General features: G+C 44.9%; 17 protein-coding genes. 8 read left to right on the top strand and 9 right to left on the bottom strand.

The genetic code is table 11. The annotated features are described in order from the left end of the window. Nucleotides 1-129: 129 nt before the first annotated feature. Together RBH91_RS02545 and RBH91_RS02540 are read right to left on the bottom strand one after the other, a co-directional pair. Nucleotides 130-1,557, bottom strand: coding sequence for a sensor histidine kinase (locus RBH91_RS02545; RefSeq protein ID WP_076761177.1), 1,428 nt, complete (start codon nucleotides 1,555-1,557; stop codon nucleotides 130-132). Then, on the bottom strand, nucleotides 1,547-2,233 hold the full coding sequence (locus RBH91_RS02540) for a response regulator transcription factor (RefSeq protein ID WP_076761176.1): 687 nt from the start codon (nucleotides 2,231-2,233) through the stop codon (nucleotides 1,547-1,549). Before RBH91_RS02540 ends, RBH91_RS02545 begins: the two co-directional genes overlap by 11 nt. Before the next feature lie 215 nt (nucleotides 2,234-2,448). Between RBH91_RS02540 and RBH91_RS02535 the strand changes: the two genes are divergently transcribed. Together RBH91_RS02535 and RBH91_RS02530 are read left to right on the top strand one after the other, a co-directional pair. After that, nucleotides 2,449-3,912 carry an ABC transporter permease gene (locus tag RBH91_RS02535; RefSeq protein ID WP_307893368.1) on the top strand — a complete coding sequence of 488 codons (1,464 nt, stop codon included), beginning with the start codon at nucleotides 2,449-2,451 and terminating at the stop codon, nucleotides 3,910-3,912. 15 nt (nucleotides 3,913-3,927) lie between these two features. Beyond that, nucleotides 3,928-4,611, top strand: coding sequence for an ABC transporter ATP-binding protein (locus tag RBH91_RS02530; RefSeq protein WP_307893367.1), 684 nt, complete (start codon nucleotides 3,928-3,930; stop codon nucleotides 4,609-4,611). A 119-nt stretch (nucleotides 4,612-4,730) separates the two neighbouring features. Here the strand turns inward: RBH91_RS02530 and RBH91_RS02525 are convergent, their stop codons facing one another. The 4 genes from RBH91_RS02525 to RBH91_RS02510 are packed head-to-tail and all read right to left on the bottom strand — an operon-like array spanning nucleotide 4,731 to nucleotide 9,495. Continuing rightward, complete coding sequence (locus RBH91_RS02525; RefSeq protein ID WP_307893366.1) at nucleotides 4,731-5,459, bottom strand: MerR family transcriptional regulator; 729 nt, start codon at nucleotides 5,457-5,459, stop codon at nucleotides 4,731-4,733. A 59-nt stretch (nucleotides 5,460-5,518) separates the two neighbouring features. After that, on the bottom strand, nucleotides 5,519-6,619 hold the full coding sequence (locus RBH91_RS02520; protein WP_307893365.1) for a GerAB/ArcD/ProY family transporter: 1,101 nt from the start codon (nucleotides 6,617-6,619) through the stop codon (nucleotides 5,519-5,521). A gap of 25 nt (nucleotides 6,620-6,644) precedes the next feature. Beyond that, nucleotides 6,645-7,868 (bottom strand): Ger(x)C family spore germination protein, encoded by a 1,224-nt coding sequence (locus RBH91_RS02515; protein ID WP_307893364.1) that lies wholly within the window; start codon nucleotides 7,866-7,868, stop codon nucleotides 6,645-6,647. Continuing rightward, on the bottom strand, nucleotides 7,858-9,495 hold the full coding sequence (locus RBH91_RS02510; protein WP_307893363.1) for a spore germination protein: 1,638 nt from the start codon (nucleotides 9,493-9,495) through the stop codon (nucleotides 7,858-7,860). The genes RBH91_RS02515 and RBH91_RS02510 overlap by 11 nt, the downstream gene beginning before the upstream one ends. 111 nt (nucleotides 9,496-9,606) lie before the next feature. Between RBH91_RS02510 and RBH91_RS02505 the strand changes: the two genes are divergently transcribed. After that, complete coding sequence (locus RBH91_RS02505) at nucleotides 9,607-9,834, top strand: YczF family membrane protein (protein WP_307893362.1); 228 nt, start codon at nucleotides 9,607-9,609, stop codon at nucleotides 9,832-9,834. A 34-nt stretch (nucleotides 9,835-9,868) separates the two neighbouring features. Here RBH91_RS02505 and RBH91_RS02500 read toward each other — a convergent pair whose 3' ends face one another. Continuing rightward, a complete protein-coding gene (locus RBH91_RS02500) occupies nucleotides 9,869-11,605 on the bottom strand; it encodes a right-handed parallel beta-helix repeat-containing protein (RefSeq protein ID WP_307894629.1) in 1,737 nt (578 codons plus the stop codon). Nucleotides 11,606-11,898: 293 nt separating this feature from the next. Here RBH91_RS02500 and RBH91_RS02495 point away from each other — a divergent pair, with 293 nt between their 5' ends. From RBH91_RS02495 to RBH91_RS02485, 3 genes are all read left to right on the top strand, one after another. Next, nucleotides 11,899-13,389, top strand: a complete 1,491-nt coding sequence (locus RBH91_RS02495; RefSeq protein ID WP_307893361.1) for a peptide MFS transporter — start codon at nucleotides 11,899-11,901, stop codon at nucleotides 13,387-13,389. Between the two features lie 215 nt (nucleotides 13,390-13,604). Continuing rightward, nucleotides 13,605-14,750 (top strand): phytase, encoded by a 1,146-nt coding sequence (locus tag RBH91_RS02490; RefSeq protein WP_307893360.1) that lies wholly within the window; start codon nucleotides 13,605-13,607, stop codon nucleotides 14,748-14,750. 82 nt (nucleotides 14,751-14,832) lie between these two features. Beyond that, nucleotides 14,833-14,991, top strand: a complete 159-nt coding sequence (locus RBH91_RS02485) for a hypothetical protein (RefSeq protein ID WP_307893359.1) — start codon at nucleotides 14,833-14,835, stop codon at nucleotides 14,989-14,991. A gap of 23 nt (nucleotides 14,992-15,014) precedes the next feature. On the opposite strand, the gene RBH91_RS02480 is transcribed toward RBH91_RS02485, so the two are convergent. Then, complete coding sequence (locus RBH91_RS02480) at nucleotides 15,015-17,090, bottom strand: beta-galactosidase (RefSeq protein ID WP_307893357.1); 2,076 nt, start codon at nucleotides 17,088-17,090, stop codon at nucleotides 15,015-15,017. A 300-nt stretch (nucleotides 17,091-17,390) separates the two neighbouring features. On the opposite strand from RBH91_RS02480, the gene RBH91_RS02475 reads away from it, so the two are divergent. Further along, entirely contained in the window at nucleotides 17,391-18,308 is a 918-nt protein-coding gene (locus tag RBH91_RS02475) for a bifunctional helix-turn-helix transcriptional regulator/GNAT family N-acetyltransferase (protein WP_307893356.1), read from the top strand. 16 nt (nucleotides 18,309-18,324) lie between these two features. Next, nucleotides 18,325-19,596 (top strand): MFS transporter, encoded by a 1,272-nt coding sequence (locus tag RBH91_RS02470; RefSeq protein ID WP_307893355.1) that lies wholly within the window; start codon nucleotides 18,325-18,327, stop codon nucleotides 19,594-19,596. A 71-nt stretch (nucleotides 19,597-19,667) separates the two neighbouring features. Here RBH91_RS02470 and RBH91_RS02465 read toward each other — a convergent pair whose 3' ends face one another. Next, a complete protein-coding gene (locus RBH91_RS02465; RefSeq protein WP_307893354.1) occupies nucleotides 19,668-20,096 on the bottom strand; it encodes a hypothetical protein in 429 nt (142 codons plus the stop codon). Nucleotides 20,097-20,290 lie beyond the last annotated feature (194 nt).

Here is a 20,290-nt window from a genome sequence, read left to right as displayed (position 1 = left end):
ATCGAAAGGACGCCTCTTCCTCCTATACCTCTAATACAAATAACAATATAGAGATCAATATCTTATTTTTACCAGTAAGAACAGACATTAGATTAACAAAAAAACCGCCAGACGCTGTCTGGCGGTTTTCTATTCATCATCATCTCTCGCGGTCAGCGGCAGACGTATGACAAATTTTGTTCCTTTGTTTTTCTCGCTTTCGATCTCAACCGTTCCGTTGTGAAGGGCGACGAGCTGTCTGACGATCGACAGCCCAAGACCGTATTCTCCGTAAGGCGTGTTTGTCCGCGACAAATCAGCTTTATAAAAACGGTCCCAAATGTTTTCGATATCTTTTTGATCGATGCCGACTCCGGTATCCTCCACTTCAATTACCGTTTCTTTGTAATCTTCCCTTCCTCTCAGCCAAACGGTTCCGTTCGAGGTAAATTGGATGCTGTTTTTCGTAATGTTGACAAGGATCTGGATCAGTCTGTCATAATCGGCATTCACCATCACATGGTCCTCTACATCAAGGATCAGCTCATTATTTTTCTCCTCCGCTTGGATCGCCAGCTGCTCTTTAATGATTTCAAAAACTTCGATCAGCGGGTAATGCAGTTTTTGCAATGTAATTTGGTTGGAGCGGATTTTTTCATAATCTAGGTTTTCATTGACGAGACGAATCAGCCTTTTCGTTTCCTCCGTAATCAGCTTCAGACATTTTTCCTGCTGATCCTCAGGTATGGTCTGGCTGTTCATCCCTTCAACCAAACCGCTGATCGTTGTCAGAGGCGTCTTTAACTCATGTGAAACATCTGTGATAAACTGCCTTCTCCGTTTTTCAAGACGGTCGATTTCTTCGCTCGAGCTCTTTAACTTGCCGGCCATAATGTTAAAGTCAGTGCCCAAATGGCCGATTTCATCCATATTACGATTTTCGATATGAATGTTATAATCCCCAGCGGCGACTTTTCTCGTCGCGTCGCGAAGCTTCTGAATCCGGCTGACATGGAACTTGGATGTCAGCCAGCTTAAAAGGAAGGCAATTAAGATGACGCCTGCCGCCGTATACAGCATAAAGCGGTTCATTTGGCTGATCATTTCCTCCGTTCCGCTGATCGGAGCCGTCAGAAGAATGCCTCCCTGGAATTCGTTGTTGACGATGTTGGGCAGCGCCACAATCGATACTTCTTCATTAAAACGGTTCAAGTCGGTTTTGACGACAACTGCCTTTCCGTCTTGGAGCTCTTTCCACTCTTCATCACTGAGCAGCAATTTTTTCGGCCGCAAGTCAGCGGGAGTCATGAGGACTTCTTTTTTTTCATTAAACAGAAAGAAACTGATCTGCCTGCTTCGTAAAATTTCTTCAAAAGGTTTCATAATGGGCGGCGTCCCTTTTGGCCGCATCTCCATTTCACCCATGATGCGGTAGCCATAGGAAGTCAGCTCATCTACTTTGCTCTGGTATGCAAAATCTTTGGCAAAGTGGGAAAACAGCCCCCCCGTAATGAGAAAAGCCAAAATTAAAATACTGATGTGACTGGCCAGCAGCTGATAGAGATACTTAATCTTCATCGAACTTGTACCCTACTCCCCAAACTGTATAAAGAAACGGGCGCGACTCACTGCCAAGCTTTTTCCTCAGCCGTTTAATATGAACGTCAACCGTCCGCTCATCACCATAGAACTGGTACCCCCAAACCTGCTCAAGCAGCTGCTCCCTTGAAAAAACCTGTTTTGGGCTTTGTACAAGATAATACAATAGATCAAACTCTTTAGGGGTCAAGTTTTTAATTTGAACGCCGTTTAAAAAGACCTCTCTCGTTTTTTTATTGATTTTAAAGCATTCCGTTTCAAGAATGTCGGCATCAGCGGGAGCCCGCTGTTCTGTGTTTTGGTACCTTCGGCTCACCGCCTTGATTCTGGCCACCAGCGCCAAAGGGCTGAACGGCTTCGTCACATAATCGTCGGCCCCGAGTTCGAAGCCGAGCACCTGGTCTGATTCCGTATCTTTTGCCGTCAGCATAATAATCGGAACGGTGCTTTCTTCCCTGACCTTTTTGCAGATCGTCACACCGTCCATGGACGGCAGCATGATATCAATGATCAGCAAATCCCAGTCCTCTGATTGAAAGCGGTTATATCCTTCAAGTCCGTCATGGACAAATTCCGTCTCAAAACCTTCTTTCGCAAAAAACATCTCAGTCATCGTACATACGCTTAGATTATCTTCAATCATTAATATTTTCATCGTAAATGCGCCTCCGCTAGACAAACGTTAGATTCATTTTACACACGGTACTTTGAATTCTCAATTCTTTACTGAACATTTAAAGGACTGGCAACAGTTTGGTCATAATTTTTTCATAAGTAGCGGCTAATATGAAATCAAGCAGTAAGAAAAAAGTCCTGCTGTTCCAACTTGACAGCAATCACAATCATATAAATATGGGGGAATAAAATGTTATGAATTTTTTCAAACGCGCCTTTTGGAGCATGAAATCGAAGAAAGGAAAAACGCTTTTACAATTATTTGTCTTTATGATGATTTGCGTTTTAGTGCTTACGGGACTTACGATCCAATCAGCCGCTACGAAATCGAGCGAATTGGCGAGAGAACAGCTGGGAGGCAGCGTCACTCTCCAGGCTGACAGAGAGAAAATGATGAAAGAACAGCAGGAATCAGGAGACCGGCAAAGGTTTGAATCCACTCCCGTTTCCGTCAAATCAGCTAAAACACTGGCGAACCTTAACCATGTCAAAAGCTATAATTTCATCTCATCAACGTCTGCTTTAGCGGACAATTTTGATCCGATCGAAAGCGGAGACGAGGATTCTGACACATCTTCAGATTCAGCGAATTCAAACAGCAGCCAGCAGACGGCCGGACGAGGCGGCAACGAGCAAGGCGGACCTCAGATGATGCAGGCTGACCTCTCCATCGAAGGTGTAACAAGCACATCACTCGTTGACGATTTTTCTGACGGCACTTCAAAAATCACGAAAGGACGCGCTTTGACAGAGGAAGACGTGAATAAAAAAGTCGCCGTCATTGAAGAAACCCTTGCGCAAGAAAATGAGTTGAACATCGGTGACACGATCAAAGTCAAAGCCAGCACGGATGAAAACATAACAATCAAATTGAAAATTGTAGGCATTTACAAAACGACATCTTCAGGGGATAACCAGGCGCAAAACTTCGCCTTTCTAAACCCGTACAATAAAATCTACACGCCATATACGGCGGCATCAGCCTTAAAAGGCGACGATTATAAAAACGCAATTGATGAAGCTGTTTACAACATGGACGATGCTTCCAATATTGATGCTTTCATCGCTGCAGCCAAGAAAACAGGCATCGATCTGGATACATTCACATTGGATGCGAATGATCAAGTGTATCAGCAAGTGGCCGGCCCGATTGAAAATGTGGCATCATTCTCGAAAAATGTCGTTTATCTTGTCACGATTGCAGGAGCTGTAATACTCGGACTGATCGTGATGATGTCGATCAGGGAAAGAAAATACGAAATGGGCGTCCTGATGGCCATCGGTGAGAAGCGCTGGAAACTGATCGGGCAATTTTTAACCGAAATCTTGATGATCGCAGTTCTGGCCGTCGGCATTTCCGCCTTAACAGGCAATCTTATTGCAGGCCAAATTGGAAATCAGCTTTTGTCCCAGCAAATTGAGCAATCGGCAGACAGCCAGTCTGGCAGCGGAATGATGGGCCCTGAGGGCAGAGGAGGATTCTTCGGACAAAGCTCTGCCCAAGTCGAAGCGATTGACCAACTCAATATTCAAGTATCATTGGGCGACATAATGGCGCTGGGCGGAATCGGCCTTTTAATCGCCATATTCGCGACATTGCTGCCATCGATATCTGTTTTAAGATTCCATCCGAAAACGATTTTAACAAAACAAGAATAGAAGGAAGGGAAAGCCATGAACAATATTTTAGAGTTTAAAGATGTATGTTATTGGTACAAAGGTCAAGATCAGCCTCTATTTGAAGATATTCAAATTGAATTTAAACAAGGGCTCTTTTACACGATTGTCGGAACTTCAGGTTCCGGCAAAACCACCTTTTTATCATTGGCCGGCGGCCTGGATGTCCCGAAAGAAGGCGAAATCCTGTATAAAGGCCAGAGCATTTCCAAGATCGGTTTAACCAATTATCGCAATCAGCATATATCAATCGTTTTTCAATCCTATAATCTCCTGCCTTATATGACGGCTCTGCAAAATATCACGTCAGCCATGGAGATTACGGGATCTAAAATCAAAAACAAAGAGCAATACGCTTTGGACATGCTTCATAAAGTCGGCATCGGCGAAAAACAGGCCCGGCAAAAGGTTCTTACGCTAAGCGGCGGGCAGCAGCAGCGGGTCTCCATCATCCGCGCCTTCTGCTGCGACACCCATTTAATTGTCGCCGATGAACCGACGGGAAACTTGGATGAAGACACATCAAAAGACATCGTCCGCCTGTTCCAAAACCTTGCCCACGAAGAAAACAAATGCATTATCATGGTCACTCATGACGAACAAATCGCAAAGGTATCTGATGTCAACATCAGACTGTCAAGAGGCAGCTTTACCATTAAACACCGCCGATCAGCAGGCTAACAGCTCCTGCGGGGCCCGCTCTAAACAGACTAAAGGGGAACGGCAAGCCGTTCCCCTTAGATTGCTGACAAAATCCTAAAATGGTTTAAAGTTTTAGGATTTTGTCATCCCCTTCTTTTTCATGCGGCATAAGCTTCCGCCGCTGCCATGATATAATAGGAAAGCCCTGTTTGCTGGTTTTCAAGCATGCTGCGATGGAAATCATCCTCTATAAAGAAGCGTGTCTGCGCCTGAAAATCAGCAGCGGTGATCCCCAAAAAGCCGAGGTGCCGTTTGATGGAAGCCTGAACTTGTTCATGGTCATATTTTAATCCGTTCTTTAATGCTTCAGCCATTCCATTCATAAAACGAGTCGCTTCCATCGCTTTTTCATTCATCTCTTCCGGATTGATCGGCTCTCCTCCCAGCAGATCAACATCATATGTCTCTTTTAAATACTGCCCCTGCTCATAGAGCGCATCCTCCCATTCTTTTCTGCTGGAAAACCCTTTAAACATCGCCTGCTGATCCATCATTTCTCCTTTCTCGGTGTGCCTGATCGATTGATCAAGCGTCTCAATGAGCTGTTCCATTCTTCCCATTCTTGAAAGGAAAAGCTTTTTTTGCTCAAATAAAAGCGCCAATCGATCAGCTTCACCGTCTAAGATTTGCTGAATATCCTTGAGCGGAAATTCCAGCTCCCGATAAAACAGAATTTGCTGCAGCCGTTCAAGCTCTTTTATTCCATAGAGGCGGTAGCCGGCTTCTGTCACCTTGACAGGGAATAAAAGGCCGATTTTATGGTAATGATACAGCGTTTTGATCGTGATATGAGCCAATTCCGCAACCTCTTTTACCGTATAGAGCATTAGAATTTCACCTCAGTCGTTATGTTAAAGGCTTCCCTAAGGTTGGGGTCAATACATGTTTACATTTTTTTTTGCTTTCTGGTTTTAAAATAAGTGACAAGGCATATAAAAGCAGGAAATATGATTTGCATCGGCAAGTGGACATATAAAGGAACAAATTCAATTCCTTCTTTTACATGTTCAGAAATGTTGCTGGCAATGGATATGGATAAAATTAAAATGACGATGCCGATGGCATGAACGGCTTTCGACGGATTTTTCAATTTAAATAAAACGGACACCCCTTCAGTCACGGCATACATGAAAATACTCATTTTAAAGAACCCGCCAATGACCAGAACAAGCATAAAAAATACATCGAGCCTATCCAAAAATTCAGCTACTTGAATCGTTTGAATCGTACTAAGCAAAGGAAACCGCGAGCGCATATTAAGGTTAACGCCGAGCACGCTGATATTCATGGCTACATTGAGAGCCAGAACAACACCGCTGATTCCGATCGCCCACAACCCGGCTTTTTTGACTTTTTTCGGTTCATTGATATAAGGGAGAATTAAAGTAAAGACGATAATCTCTCCAAATGGAAAATACAATGTTTGTGTAAGTACGGCATTCATCATAGGACCGATTCCATTGCCAAGAACGGGCCTCAATTCGTCCGGATTGATCAAACCGGAGCAGACAACCAAAAGAAATCCCAAGATGGCGATGACAAACATGATCCCAAACAGCAGTTCACCTGCTCTTGCTAATACTTCTATCCCCTTTCGCACCGTAAAAATACAAACGGCAATCAGCAGCCCGTTTGCAAAAACAATCGGTGTGTTCGGATAGGCCGATGTTAACAGCATTTCGCCAAAATCGCGCAAAACCCTTGCCGCAATGTAGCTGTAATAGAGAATGTAGAGAAAAGAAAAGACCCAGCCGACCGGTTTTCCGAAAATGTTCATCAACGTTTCATAAGGAGATGCATCTGGATTCACCCGATAAAAATAATGATGCATCGAAAACAAAACAAGGCCGCCCACGGCTCCAAGCAAAATCGCCAGCCATGCATCCTGTTCTGCAGACTGTCCGGGAAAAATCAGCAGGGAACTGCTGAGTTCAAACAGAATAATCAGCACAAACAGCTGACTTGCACTGATTTTTGCCCTTTCCATCTACAATCCCCTCCTTTTTCGTCCATCAAGAACGTCCCTCTTTATGATTCAAAATGTTCGGGTTGTTTCTTAATCCTGTTCTCCGTACATAAGCGTTGACCGTAATGTCGACATCCAAGTCTGGAAAATATTGATTGCTCCATTTCGGTTCGATCTTTTTCCAAATGCCGGGGTATGATCGATAAACAGCATCACCGAATTGGAGAACATCGGTTTTATTTTGCTGGACGACATTGATCGTGTGCTTCAATTCCTTTTTTAATTCTTGCGATACCATTTTTTCAATATGATTGAGCACTTTTGGATCTTCTAAACGGACCGGTACACCGATTTCGCCAATATCCCCCTCCACGTCAATGTGAACGGATATGGCGGGACGGTTGTTTTTAAGCTTTGCCGAGACCTGCGTTTTCTGGCGGATGACATCATATGTGACAGAGTGTCTTTCATGTTTTAATTGAAGGGTGATATAAGTCCTGTTAATTTTATTGCGAAGCCACAAAACTCCTCTTGCAGTTTTGCCCTCAAGATAATTGACAAGCTTTCCTTCTTTAATCACCGCTAAGCCGTCAGCTTCAACCGTTGCTTCGGGAGCGGTTGACTGAACGTTCTCCATTTTCTCGGCTTTCTGCGGACTGCCTTTCAGTCTGAAAGCCGAAACAATTGGATGTCTCGCTTGAGAGGTCAAACATTTAATCACATCTTGGACACTTGTTTTCATATGCTCTCCCAGCTGTTGTTCAGTAAATTGCAGTGTTTTGTTTACTTTATTTGAGGGAATTTTATCGATCGGCGTCAGCGCCTTTATGAAATCTTTCGCCTTATTTCCGTGCGAAATGATGATGGTCGCCGTCGAGCGAAAATCGGTGTCACGGTCAAATATATCAAGGATTTTGACAATCCCTTCGTCTTTGGCGAGCTCTTCGTCAACGACAACAAGGTTTGTATGGGAATAATAAAGCTCCCTCGAAATCTTAGTCGAAGCATGGCGGCTCATTTCTGTCAGGTTGTTCCCGGCAACCGAATAATTTGTCACCGGGGGCCGGTCTCCGCCTTGTCCTCCCTGCAGTCCGCCTGTGGCGTTATTAGGATTGACGATCTGAAAACTCATCACGTATTTTGAATTCTCCCCTTTGTCAATGCCGATGGCGGAGATTAGCGACAAATCAGTCAATTCCCTTTTATCCCAGCAGCCTGTGAGAAGGGTCATGGCAGCAAGCAGAAACAAGATATTAAGGCTATGTTTCATTTTGGTCACCCTCTTCTTGATTTGTCTTCATTTCACTTGAGGCAGGAGGATGGGGTTTCTGGTGCTTTCCTTGACGAAGTTTATTATCATTGCCAAGCAGTTCCGGCCTTTTCTCATGCGTCCACCATGGCAATCGGACAACCGAATCTCCCCAATTTTTGGAGATAAACGGGGCAAAAGGCGTCATATATGGAACACCGAATGAACGAATGCTGCTTAAATGAACGAACATAATAATCAGCCCTAAAATAATGCCGAAAAACCCTGTCGTCGCTGCTGCTAATATGAAGAGAAAACGAATGAGCCTTGCTGAAATGGCCATGGCAAAGGATGGTGTTGCAAAGCTCGATATGGCCGTGATAGCCACGATGATGACCATTGCCGGAGATACGATTCCCGCCTGAACTGCCGCCTGTCCAATTACGATGGCTCCTACAATCGAGACGGCCGAACCGATCGCTTTCGGAAGGCGGATGCCCGCTTCACGCAATATCTCAAACGAAATTTCCATAATCAAAGCTTCCATCACGGCAGGGAACGGAACGATTTCTCGCTGTGCGGCAATGACAATCAGCAGCTGGGTGGGAATCATTTCTTGGTGAAATGTAGTTGCTCCAACATAAATGGCAGGGGCGATCAATGAAATAAAAAAAATCAACACGCGCAAAAAGCGGATAAATGTTGCGATATCAAAACGCGAATAATAATCTTCAACAGATTGAAAAAATTGAATGAAAACGGCGGGAACGAGTAATACAAACGGCGTTCCGTCAACAAGAATGGCGATTCTTCCTTCAAGCAGATTTCCCGCTACCATATCCGGTCTCTCGGTGTGATATACCGTCGGAAATGTCGTAAAAGTGACATCTTCGATAAACTGTTCGATGTAGCCCGATTCAAGGATGCTGTCAATTTCAATTCCTGCCAGCCTTTTTTTGACTTCTTTCACCGTTTTTTTGTTGCAGATTCCATTGATGTACATGATGGCAACATCTGTTTTTGTAACGCTGCCCATGTTCACTTTTTCAACCCAAAGATTTGGGTTTTTGATAATTTTCCGGATCAAGGAAATATTCGTATCAAGAGCTTCAATGAAACCTTCGCGGGATCCGCGAAACGCCTGCTGGTTTTCCGGTTCTTTGATAGAGCGCTTTTCCCCGCCTTTTGTGCTGGTGACCACCGCGCTCTCCGTCCCGTCAGCCAAAATAACCGTGCCCCCGGCCATTAATGAATCCACAATCTTATCGAGCCGTTTCTCCTGATTCACTCCTCCAAGTGCAACGGCGTCTTCTGCAATGGCCTCAAGAACTTCTCCGCCGCTTTCCTTTTTCATCAATTCTTGAGCATTCATGATCGATTCGAGCAAAAAATCATGTATCGCTTTCTCATTGGTAATTCCCGCTACATAAACAACGGCTGTTTCTATTTGTGAATCAGCGCCGGTTTTCAGCCTGCGGATCACGATATCTGCACTATTTCCAGTTACCTCTTTTAAGACATCAAGATTTTTAGCAAGTGAATCACGAACCGAACCTGTTACATGATTGGTTTCCGGACTATTATCATCGCTCATCAGAGATTCTTGTTTTTTTTCCGTTTTGTGACGACCTTTAAAAAAGAATGGCATGGTTGTCAGAATCCCCTTTTTTGTTTCATATTTTTCCTTGCAAAAGAACATTTATACTATTCCCCGCGAATAGCGCTTTATGAAAACAGAAAAAATAACGGGGAACGGAGAGTGGTTGATGTGAAAATCATCGGAATCGCGGTTTTGCTATTTGTCGGCTTGATGACTTTTTCTTTCTTGCTTGATGTATTTCAAGGGATGAGTCCCTCTGAAGCCCTGCACAATAATTTGTCGTTTGGCATATTAGAACTGGGCGAATGGGTCGTGATCATACTATATGTATTGATCGTTTTGGCTAATGCCTTGGAAAATGCCAGAAGAAAGAAAAAAAGAACATAGAAAATCAGCTCCCTATACAGGGAGCTTGCGTTTTTCAAACCTCTATATTCCCGCTTACCGTGTCTGTCTGATGCGAGTGGATCATCCCTTTAACGATCGTGTTTCCAATGATCAGAGACTCCCTCGACGTATCGGTTTGAATAGCCGTTATCCGGTTTGCCGTATGGCTTCTGATCGTGTTATTGAGGATGGCCGATCCTGATGATTGGCCGAGATAGACGATAGTCGCGGGACCCGACGGTCTGGTTAGTGTAATGGTATTGCCGATCATCTCGTGGGAGCCAAAGGAGAGATACATTGTCACAACAAGCGGCGAATCTTCAATGACATTGCTGATGATTTTTGTTTGCTGATGAGTTGTAGAGTAAATCGGGAAATTTTTAAAACGAGTGATGGTGTTATGCTGAATGACGGCAGTGGCTGTATTTGTGACAGAAATGGAGTACGATTCGGGGACGATTTGAAACGATGCCGGGGAAATAAAGTTATGTTCGATGACCGCATTTCCCTGTGAAATCCATATTCCTCTGGAAAACAGCTTGATGACGTTTTGTCTGATATGAACGTCAACACCCGTGCTTCTCACCGCATGAATGACATTGGCAATGCTGTTATTGGAGAACGCGATATTGTCTGACTGTGTGATGCTGAGAGCGGTGCTGTTCTTTTTTTCCGGCATGCCGTTTTCAATCTCATTTCCTTCTATGAACATTTGTGATGCTTGAAATGCGAGAATTCCGATATTTTCAAAGGCTTCAATCTTGTTGCCCGAGACGAGAACACTTTTTCCGCGAAGGTCCATGCCTGTGGAGAAACCGGAGATTAAGTTCCCTTTGATCACCGCATTACTGCTTTCTTCCAAAGCTCCGACTCCCAAACCGGTAATACCTGTTCTCTGCCCTGTGGTTTCCGGATTTTTCTTTATGATATTGTTTGCGATGATCGTCCGGATTCCGTAGCCATAAGAAATCGTTCCGTCGGCATCATTCCCTTCAATTAGAACGGAGGTTCCATTGAAGTTCGAGATCGCACTATTGACATTGCCTTTTAAAAGGTTGTTTCGAATGGTGACATTGACAGGTTCTTCATAGACGGTCGTTCCCTCACTATAGCCTTCAATATCGATCCCAAAGCGCGGCTCTGTCCCATTACCTGTCCCGGCCTCCTCAATTCTGCACCCTTCCACAAGGACAAAATCACAGCCGGTTATTGAAATGTTGTTTCTGCGGGAACGCCTGATTTGGCAATCTATCACCTTGATGTGTTCTGACGGTTTATAGCCTGGGCCGCCGGAGCTGATAATGATGCCGTCGCCTGTGAAATCAACGATTCTCACATTTTCGATCCGTACATTTGAAGCTCCCTCGACACAAATGCCAAATCCCCATTCGTGGGTCGGCCTCGGTGATGGCGTGTATGTGTGTTCATCCCTGTCTCCTACGATGCTGCCTCCGGAAATGATAATATTGGATTTTCCGCCTATATAAAAGGCAGAGTACCCCCAGGAACGGTTTGGTTTAACTTTGATCACAGCCTCAGCATCCATCAGAATCGTAATATTGCTTGGGACATTGATTCCTGCATTCCGAAACGGAACCCCTGGGTCGCCATTCAGCGTCCCGTCAATCAAATACGTGCCGTTTGGTATCCAGACCGTATTGTAGCCCATTGACTTTGTCCATCTCAAACATTCATTGATTTCCGCTGTACAGTCCGTTTTTCCGTCACCGACAGCTCCAAACTTTGTCACATCGGCCACAACCATCCTCATCTCCTCAGGTTGCTGCTGCAGCACGCTTTTTTCAGCCTCCTTCCTGAAAACCTTCTCACAGACATGTATATGCAAATCTATGAAATTCGCTTGTACAAAAATAGATAAAATTTTATCGAAAAATCTTTCAAACTAGATTTTTCTAAAAAGTTTTTTTAAAACCCGGTGTAAAGGGGCTTCGCGACCATGTGCTTCATCTGCTAAACATTCAAATCGTTAGAGGTGTATTGACACGAACATTATATAAGAATATGATTTTTATAATAAGCTCAGAAAAAGAAGGAGTATTGCGAATGTCAAATCATCAAAAAGAAATTTTTCAAAACATTCCGCAAAAGGGTTTTTTTGGTCATCCCCGCGGACTCTTCACTCTATTTTTCACTGAATTTTGGGAGCGTTTCTCATACTACGGGATGAGAGCCATCCTGATCTATTATCTTTATACAGAGGTCACAAAAGGCGGCCTCGGCTTTGATCAAAGTACGGCAAACTCGATTATGGCCGTATATGGTTCCCTCGTCTACATGTCGGGCATTATCGGCGGCTGGATAGCGGACAGGCTCCTCGGAACTGCAAATACCGTATTTTACGGCGGCGTGTTCATTATGTTAGGCCACATTCTCTTATCTTTCCCTGGAAGCGTTCCTGCTTTCTTCATCAGCATGTTCTTGATCATTATCGGAACAGGGCTTTTGAAACCAAACGTTTCAAGCGTTGTCGGCGACCTATACAGCCCTGAAGATACACGCCGCGATTCCGGCTTCAGCATTTTCTACATGGGTATTAACCTGGGCGGTTTCCTTGCACCGATCATTGTCGGAACAGTCGGTCAAACTTATAACTACCACCTCGGATTCAGCCTGGCTGCCATCGGAATGTTTATCGGACTGATCACTTATATGATGACGAGAAAGAAGAACCTCGGATCAGCAGGAAGAACAGTGCCGAACCCGCTGACGCCTGCGGAGAGGAAAAAAGTGTTCGGACGCCTTGGAATCGGCGTACTGATTGTTGCTGTGATCGGCGCCTATTTAATCGTCAAAGGGATTATGACAATCAAATTGTTTACAATGATCGTCAGCTGTCTGGGAATTTTGATCCCATTACTTTATTTCATCGTTATGTACCGCAGCTCTAAAACAACGAGTGATGAACGTTCACGTTTGATTGCATACATCCCGCTGTTTATCGCATCAATGATGTTTTGGGCGATTCAGGAACAAGGTGCAAATATATTAGCCACTTATGCAGATAAACGGACTCATTTAGAATTTTTAGGCATCCAATTGCATTCATCATGGTTCCAATCGTTGAATCCATTGTTCATTGTCGCGCTCGCACCGCTCTTCGCCTGGATGTGGATGCGACTTGGAAACCGCCAGCCGTCAACACCGACGAAATTTTCACTGGGCTTGATTTTGGCCGGCTTATCATTCGTCGTGATGATTTTCCCTGCTTATATCAATGGCGCTGAATCACTTGCAAATCCGATGTGGCTCGTACTCAGCTTCCTGATTGTCGTGCTCGGGGAATTGTGTCTATCACCGGTCGGTTTATCAGCGACGACAAAGCTTGCTCCGGCTGCTTTCTCAGCGCAGACCATGAGCTTATGGTTCCTGTCAAACGCATCTGCACAGGCCATCAACGCTCAGATCGTTAGATTTTACAGGGTTGATACCGAAATTGCCTACTTCGGAATTATCGGAGGCGTATCGATATTATTAGGAGTTCTTCTGTTTATGCTCTCTCCTAAAATTCAAAAATTTATGAAGGGCGTACATTAATGAGAAACAACCTGTCGTTTTGACAGGTTGTTTTTTTTGGCTTCACACCATCCTCCCCAAGTCCTCTTCCCGCTTTTTAGCCGGGGATGATTTAGTTCTTTCTCCTTGAACACAATAGGTTATTTTTGTAAATTTATCAAAAATTAACACTTTGTTAATATTTAACTTATACAAATTTGCTAGTATAAATTTTAACAAAAAGGAGGTTATATCATATGAATTTTTACAAAGCCATTACTGTCTCAGCACTTGCAGCAGCTCTTTTCATCCCTTCGGGGAACGGGCTGCCGAACACAAAGGCTGCCGTGATGAAAGACTTTACGGTGACTGCCGATAGAGAAACGGAGCCTGTCGACACCGCCGATGACGCTGCGGATGATCCTGCCATCTGGGTTCACCCGGAACATCCTGAAAAAAGCAGACTGATTACCACGAATAAAAAATCAGGTTTAATCGTTTATGACTTGGATGGAAAGCAGCTTGCAGCCTATTCGTTTGGGAAGCTGAATAATGTAGACCTTCGCTACAATTTTCCGCTCGGAGGCAAAAAAGTGGATATTGCGGGTGCTTCCAATCGGTCAGACGGCAAAAACACAGTTGAAATTTACGCCTTTAACGGGCGTACAGCCCAATTAAAAAGCATTGTCAATCCTAAAAAGCCAATTCAAACAGACATTCAAGAAGTCTATGGGTTCAGCTTATACCACAGCCAGAAAACCGGAAAGTTTTATGCGATGGTGACGGGAAAGAACGGAGAATTTGAGCAATATGAGCTGTTTGACAACGGCAAAGGACAAGTTGAAGGTAAAAAAGTCCGCGCATTTAAAATGAATTCGCAAACAGAAGGACTTGCAGCAGACGACGAATACGGCGCACTGTATATTGGCGAGGAAGAAGCGGCTCTTTGGAAATTCAGCGCCGAACCGAATGGCGGTCACGCTGGAAAGATCATCGATCGAGCAGACGGAAACCATTTAACCGCTGATATTGAAGGATTGACCATTTATTATGGAGCAAATGGCAAAGGCTATTTAATTGCTTCAAGCCAGGGAGATCATCGATATGTCATCTATGACCGCCAAGGCGATAATGAATATATCGGAGCCTTTTCAATTGGAGACGGCCAAACCATTGACGGGACAAGCCACACGGATGGAATCGATGTCCTCGGCTTCGGCCTCGGCAAGAATTATCCATATGGCATTTTTGTCGCCCAAGACGGGGAAAATATGGAGAACGGCCAATTGGTGAACCAGAATTTTAAGATCGTTTCTTGGGAAAAAATCGCCGCACCTTTACATGCAAAACCAAACATAAATGATCAGGTCAACCCGCGCAGCCTGAAACACCGCACAAAATAAAAAGCTGGTCCGCAGCGGCGTCCCGCGGACCCTTCACCGCTCCCGTCTCACATGTTAAGATGGGGGCGATGGGGGGATGAATATGTGTTTCAACATTTATACCGTTCTGTTTATCATTTTGGCTGTTTTTTCAAATTTGATCATCATGTATGTCTTTCATCAAGGCGTATTGGCTTACATTGCAGCCATCGTTTTTCTGCTGCTTGCTGCTTACAGCACGAAGCCCGGACGGCCGCAATAAAAATCATGGTAATGCTCTTCTTCTCACTCCGTCTGACGGCTGCGCCGCAAAATGCAGGTTCCGTATGAAGCCAGTTTGACGGTTCCCTTTTTGCGCGTACCTTTCAGTACATCAGTATATGTCCCTTCAGGAAGGGCGATACTCTGATTTTCTGCTGTAAAATTCAAAAGGAAAATGTAGTCATGGCTGCCGTCAGTGCGGAGCTGGGCTGTGACCCCCTTCGGAAGCTCGGTATCAAGCACTTTGGCAATTCCGGTTTCTTCAATGAGCTTTGACAAGAAAGCCTCTTGAAAAGCGGCTTCATTACGTGAAGCGATGTAATACGCTTTCCCCGCTCCGAACAGATTGACTGTCAGCGCCGGACGGCCTGCATAAAAATCTTCTTCATAAAAAGCGAGCGCTTCGGCCCCTTCCAAATGAATCAAATCACATAGCTCAGCGGCTTCATAACACCCGCCGAGACCAAGCCGATTGTCGTTGTCCATCACAATCTTGTTCTTCTGCCCGTCATGGAGCGCATCGATTTCTTCAGACCAAATGCCGAGCGTTTTTCTCAGGCCTCCTGGAAAACCTCCGAGAAACGCGAGATCATTTTCATCCGCAATTCCAGACCAGTAGGTGGTGACAAATGTTCCGCCGTTTTGAACAAACTGTTCGATCCTTTCAGCCGCACCTTCTTTCAGCATGTAGAGCATCGGTGCAACCACCAGTTTATACCGGGATAAATCCGCCTCCATATGAATGATATCGACCGGAACGCCTTCCTGCCAAAACGGCTCATAAAATGCTTTAACTGTCCGTTCATAATGAAGACCGATATTGCGGGGCCCTTGAGCATCCTCCAATGCCCAGCGGTTTTCCCAGTCAAATATAATCGCAGCTTCCGGCTCAACTGTCGTTCCTGCGATCTCCTCAAGTTTGGCGAGCTTTTCACCGAGCTTTTTCACATCCTGAAAGACGCGTGTATGCTCAGATCCTTCATGATCGACGACTGCACCGTGAAGTTTTTCGCTAGACCCGCGGCTTTTTCTCCATTGAAAATATTGAACGGTATCTGATCCGTGGGCGACCGCCTGCAAGGACGATAATTCATGCATGCCGGGCCGCTTCAATTTGCTGACATCATGCCAGTTCGTCATGCTCGGTGTGCTTTCCATCAGCATGAACGGACGGCCGCCCTTTAACGAACGGTTGATATCGTGCACAAAACCAATGTCAGCTCCGAGCTTCGCGTCTTCCTGCCAATTGTTGTGCCACGTCGGATAGGAATCCCATGAGATGACATCAAGCAAATCGACGAATTTCCAATAATTCAGGCCGGCATAAGTCCCCATAAAATTCGTGGTGATAGGCAGTTCAGGGTTAAATGAACGGACATGGGCGATTTCGTGCCGGCAGAAATCAACTGTCTGGTCTGTCACAAAACGCTTCCAATCCAGGTTCAGACCGTGCAGAGCGTCCTCGCCGTGCGGAGCCGGTGATTCAATCTCATCCCAATCTGTGTAAGTATGGCTCCAAAACGCCGTCCACCATGCGTGATTGAGCTGATCAAGCGTTTTGTATTTGGCCAAAAGCCATTCTCTGAACTTGACCTGGCATAGATCACAATGGCATTCTCCGCCGTATTCATTGGAAATATGCCAGCCGATCACAGCAGGATGATTTGCGTAGCGTTCCGCGAGCTTTCCATTGATAATAGCTGTTTTTCTGCGATAGACAGGAGACGTATAGCAATGATTGTGCCGTTTTCCATAAAGATTGCGGACCCTGTTCCGCTCGGTTCTCAGCACTTCAGGATACTTTTTTGACAGCCATGCCGGACGGGCGCCGCTCGGCGTCGCCAAAAACGCATAAATGCCGTTGTCTTTGAAAGCATCCAGCACCTGATCAAGCCAGTCAAATGAAAACCTTCCTTCTTCAGGCTCGAGAGAAACCCATGAGAAAATACCGACGGACATCACATTACAGCGGGACAGCTTCATCAAGCGGATATCCTCTTTTAAAATATCAGGATACCGGAGCCATTGATCAGGGTTGTAATCGGCTCCATGCAATAATCGGGGAACTTTCGGGCTGATCGGGGGAAATGATTTGACCATCTGCGTTTCATCCTTTCTTCCTCGTTTTGAAATGATGTGGAGACAGACAAAAACGCCTCCTCAGGTTAAACGCTTACAAAGGAATTAAGAAACTGTCTACTTGTTAGATCATATACTCTTTCCTCATTCAGCTTTCCTGCCTTTTGGATGCATTTTCCGGAAGGATTGAATTTATTTTTCTTTATTTGTAAAATATAATCTATCATTAACATTTTTGACTTTCTTTTCATACACTTGACTTAAGCAACTAATTATTATAAATTGATTAAAGCAGCGATTTACAGAGAGAGAGGGATTGAAATGACGGAAGCCAACCATTCTATTACTTTAAAATTCAGAAAGTTCAATCGATTCTACACAAATGTTCTCGGCTTTCTTGATGAACATATTTATGACAGCCCGTTTTCCTTAACGGAAACCCGGATATTATTTGAGATCAAGAACACCAGCCATTGTACGGCCAAGCTGCTTCAGGATACACTCGGCCTGGATCGCGGCTATGTAAGCAGAATCCTCAAGCGGTTTGAAAAAGAACAGATGGTCTATAAGCAAAAAAGCGAAGAGGACAGCCGCAACCATTATATTTATTTAACCGAGTTCGGCAACACCATCTATAAAAAACTGGAGGCAAAAGCGAATCAGCAGATTGAATACATGCTGAAACATGTGGACGGCCAAAACCAAGAAAAGCTGGTCCAAGCCATGAATACGATTGAATGCATATTGTCAGAACACCTGTCTCCTGAAAAATCTGCGATTTCAATAAGAGATTACTATCTATCAGACGACATCAAGCTGATGATTGAAAAGCAGCGGACGTTTTATGCTGAGACACACGGCTGGGACCATACATTTTCAGCATATCTTCATGAAACATTTGAATCCGAGATTGAAAAGATATGGATAGCCGAAAGTGCCGGAAGATTCGCGGGATGCGTCGGCCTTGTCAAACATCCCGGCAATACGGGGCAGCTCAGGTGGTTTCTTGTCGATTCCGCGTTCCGTCAGCAGGGGGTCGGCACACGGCTTCTTCAGCAGCTCATCGATTATTGCAAAGAAAAAAAATTTGAGCGGGTCTTTCTTTGGACGGTCAGCACGATGGCTGAAGCACGGCCGTTGTATGAAAAATTCGGATTCAGACTGACGGAAGTCAAAGATGAAACTTTATTATGGGGACAGCATCTCCGTGAAGAACGCTGGGATGCAGAGCTAGCCTGACGAAGTGGGAGGGTCTATGAAACGGAAATTACATTACGCGTGGATCATCGTTTTTGTGACATTTTTGACGCTTTTGGCCGTCCAGGGAGTCCGTCTTTCATTCGGTGCCTTTATCCAGCCGTGGGAAGAAGAATTTGCACTGGACAGGGGTACGATTTCACTGATCTCGATGCTGAGCTTCATTGTCTATGGGGTCTCCCAGCCTGTGATCGGCAGACTTGTCGACCGGTTCGGCCCCAGGATCATCTTATCATTCAGCACGCTCCTGGTTGGCTTGAGCATCTTTTTTACATATCTCGTGACTTCTCCATGGCAGCTGTTTATTCTGTACGGCATCATCGCTTCCCTTGGTGTCGGCGGTGCATCGAATGTCGCTTCAACCGTCATCGTCACCAACTGGTTCACCGAGAAGCGCGGGCTCGCATTCGGGATTATGGAGGCCGGGTTCGGTGCGGGGCAGATGCTTCTTGTACCGGGGTCTCTTATGCTGATTCACTGGTTTAACTGGAAAATCACTGTCATTGTCTTAGGCGCCTTTTTAACTTTCATCGTGTTTCCGATTGTTTTGCTGTTTTTAAGAAATCATCCGTCAGAAAAGGATGCCCAGCCGATCGGCGGGTATCAGACGGAAGCAGCAAAAGGCGAACCGTCTGAGCAGGCTAAAAAGATACCGTACAAGGCCGTCTTTCTAAACCGGACATTTTGGTTTCTCATATTGCCGTTTTTTATTTGCGGGTTCACGACGACCGGGTTGATGGACACCCACCTTATTCCATTCTCACATGATCACGGGTTTTCAACAGGAGTCACCAGCGCAGCAGTCAGTCTGCTGGCCGGATTTAACATCATCGGCATTTTGGTTTCCGGTGTTGTGGCAGACCGCTGGAGCAGCAGAAAAATTTTATGTTTTTTATATGCCGTCCGCGCATTGTCTCTTGTTATTCTATTATCAAGCCATGAACCGATTCTCCTGCTCGGCTTTGCGATTTTGTTCGGTTTGGTTGACTTCGCGACCGTCGCTCCGACGCAAATGCTTGCAACCCAGTACTTCAGGCAGTACTCCGTCGGATTTATCCTCGGCTGGCTGTTTCTCAGCCATCAGATCGGTTCTGCACTGGGAGCATATTTGCCGGGCGTATGGTACAGCCAGACAGGCAACTATAATCTGTCTTTCTACCTTTCAATCATCATATTGGCGGGAGCCAGCATTTTAAACATCCTGCTGCCTGAACCGAAAAAAATGAATCGCACACTGGATTCTGAAGCTCAGTCCGTCCAGCAAAACTGACAAAAAAGCCTGTTTTTGAATGGTCAAAAACAGGCTTTCAGCTTGTCCGCAGACTGTGACAGCCGAACATACTAAAAGATCCACTTTCTAAATTGCTCCACTTTATGTTCAAGGAGATGAACCGCTGCTTCCCCTTTTTCGAGCAGCTCCTGGGCGCTCATGACGGCTTGCTGCTCAAATAGCAAGCCCGCTTTTTCAGCTTTTAATGTCATGAGCTGTACTTGAATCGAATGCATATAGCCTTCATACTCATCATGCACAACATGGTACATAGCGGTATGGGCGCTGTCGCGTTCATCAAAAAAATCTTCGGCCCGCTCGCCTGTCCAATGTATGCCGAGCTCAGGCTTCATGATTTGATCGATTTCCCCAGCACTGATCTGCTGTTCTTTTTGAATATCCTGCCGTGCTTTTTCCAGCCTGGACATTTTCTCTTCAACATGTTTCAGCTCATGAGAAATACCGTTGCGGGCCAGTTTCATCTTATGACCAAAATCCACTGAATCTTCACCTCTTCAAACTAAAAACTGCTGCATACTAGTCATTCAGACACTAGGACTTTTCCAATGTTCAAATTATAAAGTGCAAAGTATTAGAACAAAATAGTTCTATATACTCTTTTTCCGCAAAACCCTTTAAAATGATATATTTTTTACAAGATATTTCATTTCACACAATATCAATCAAACTTATG

Origin of the sequence: Bacillus swezeyi, from assembly GCF_030908325.1 — a bacterium.
Classification (GTDB): domain Bacteria; phylum Bacillota; class Bacilli; order Bacillales; family Bacillaceae; genus Bacillus; species Bacillus swezeyi.
This window is presented reverse-complemented; position numbering and strand designations above follow the sequence as displayed.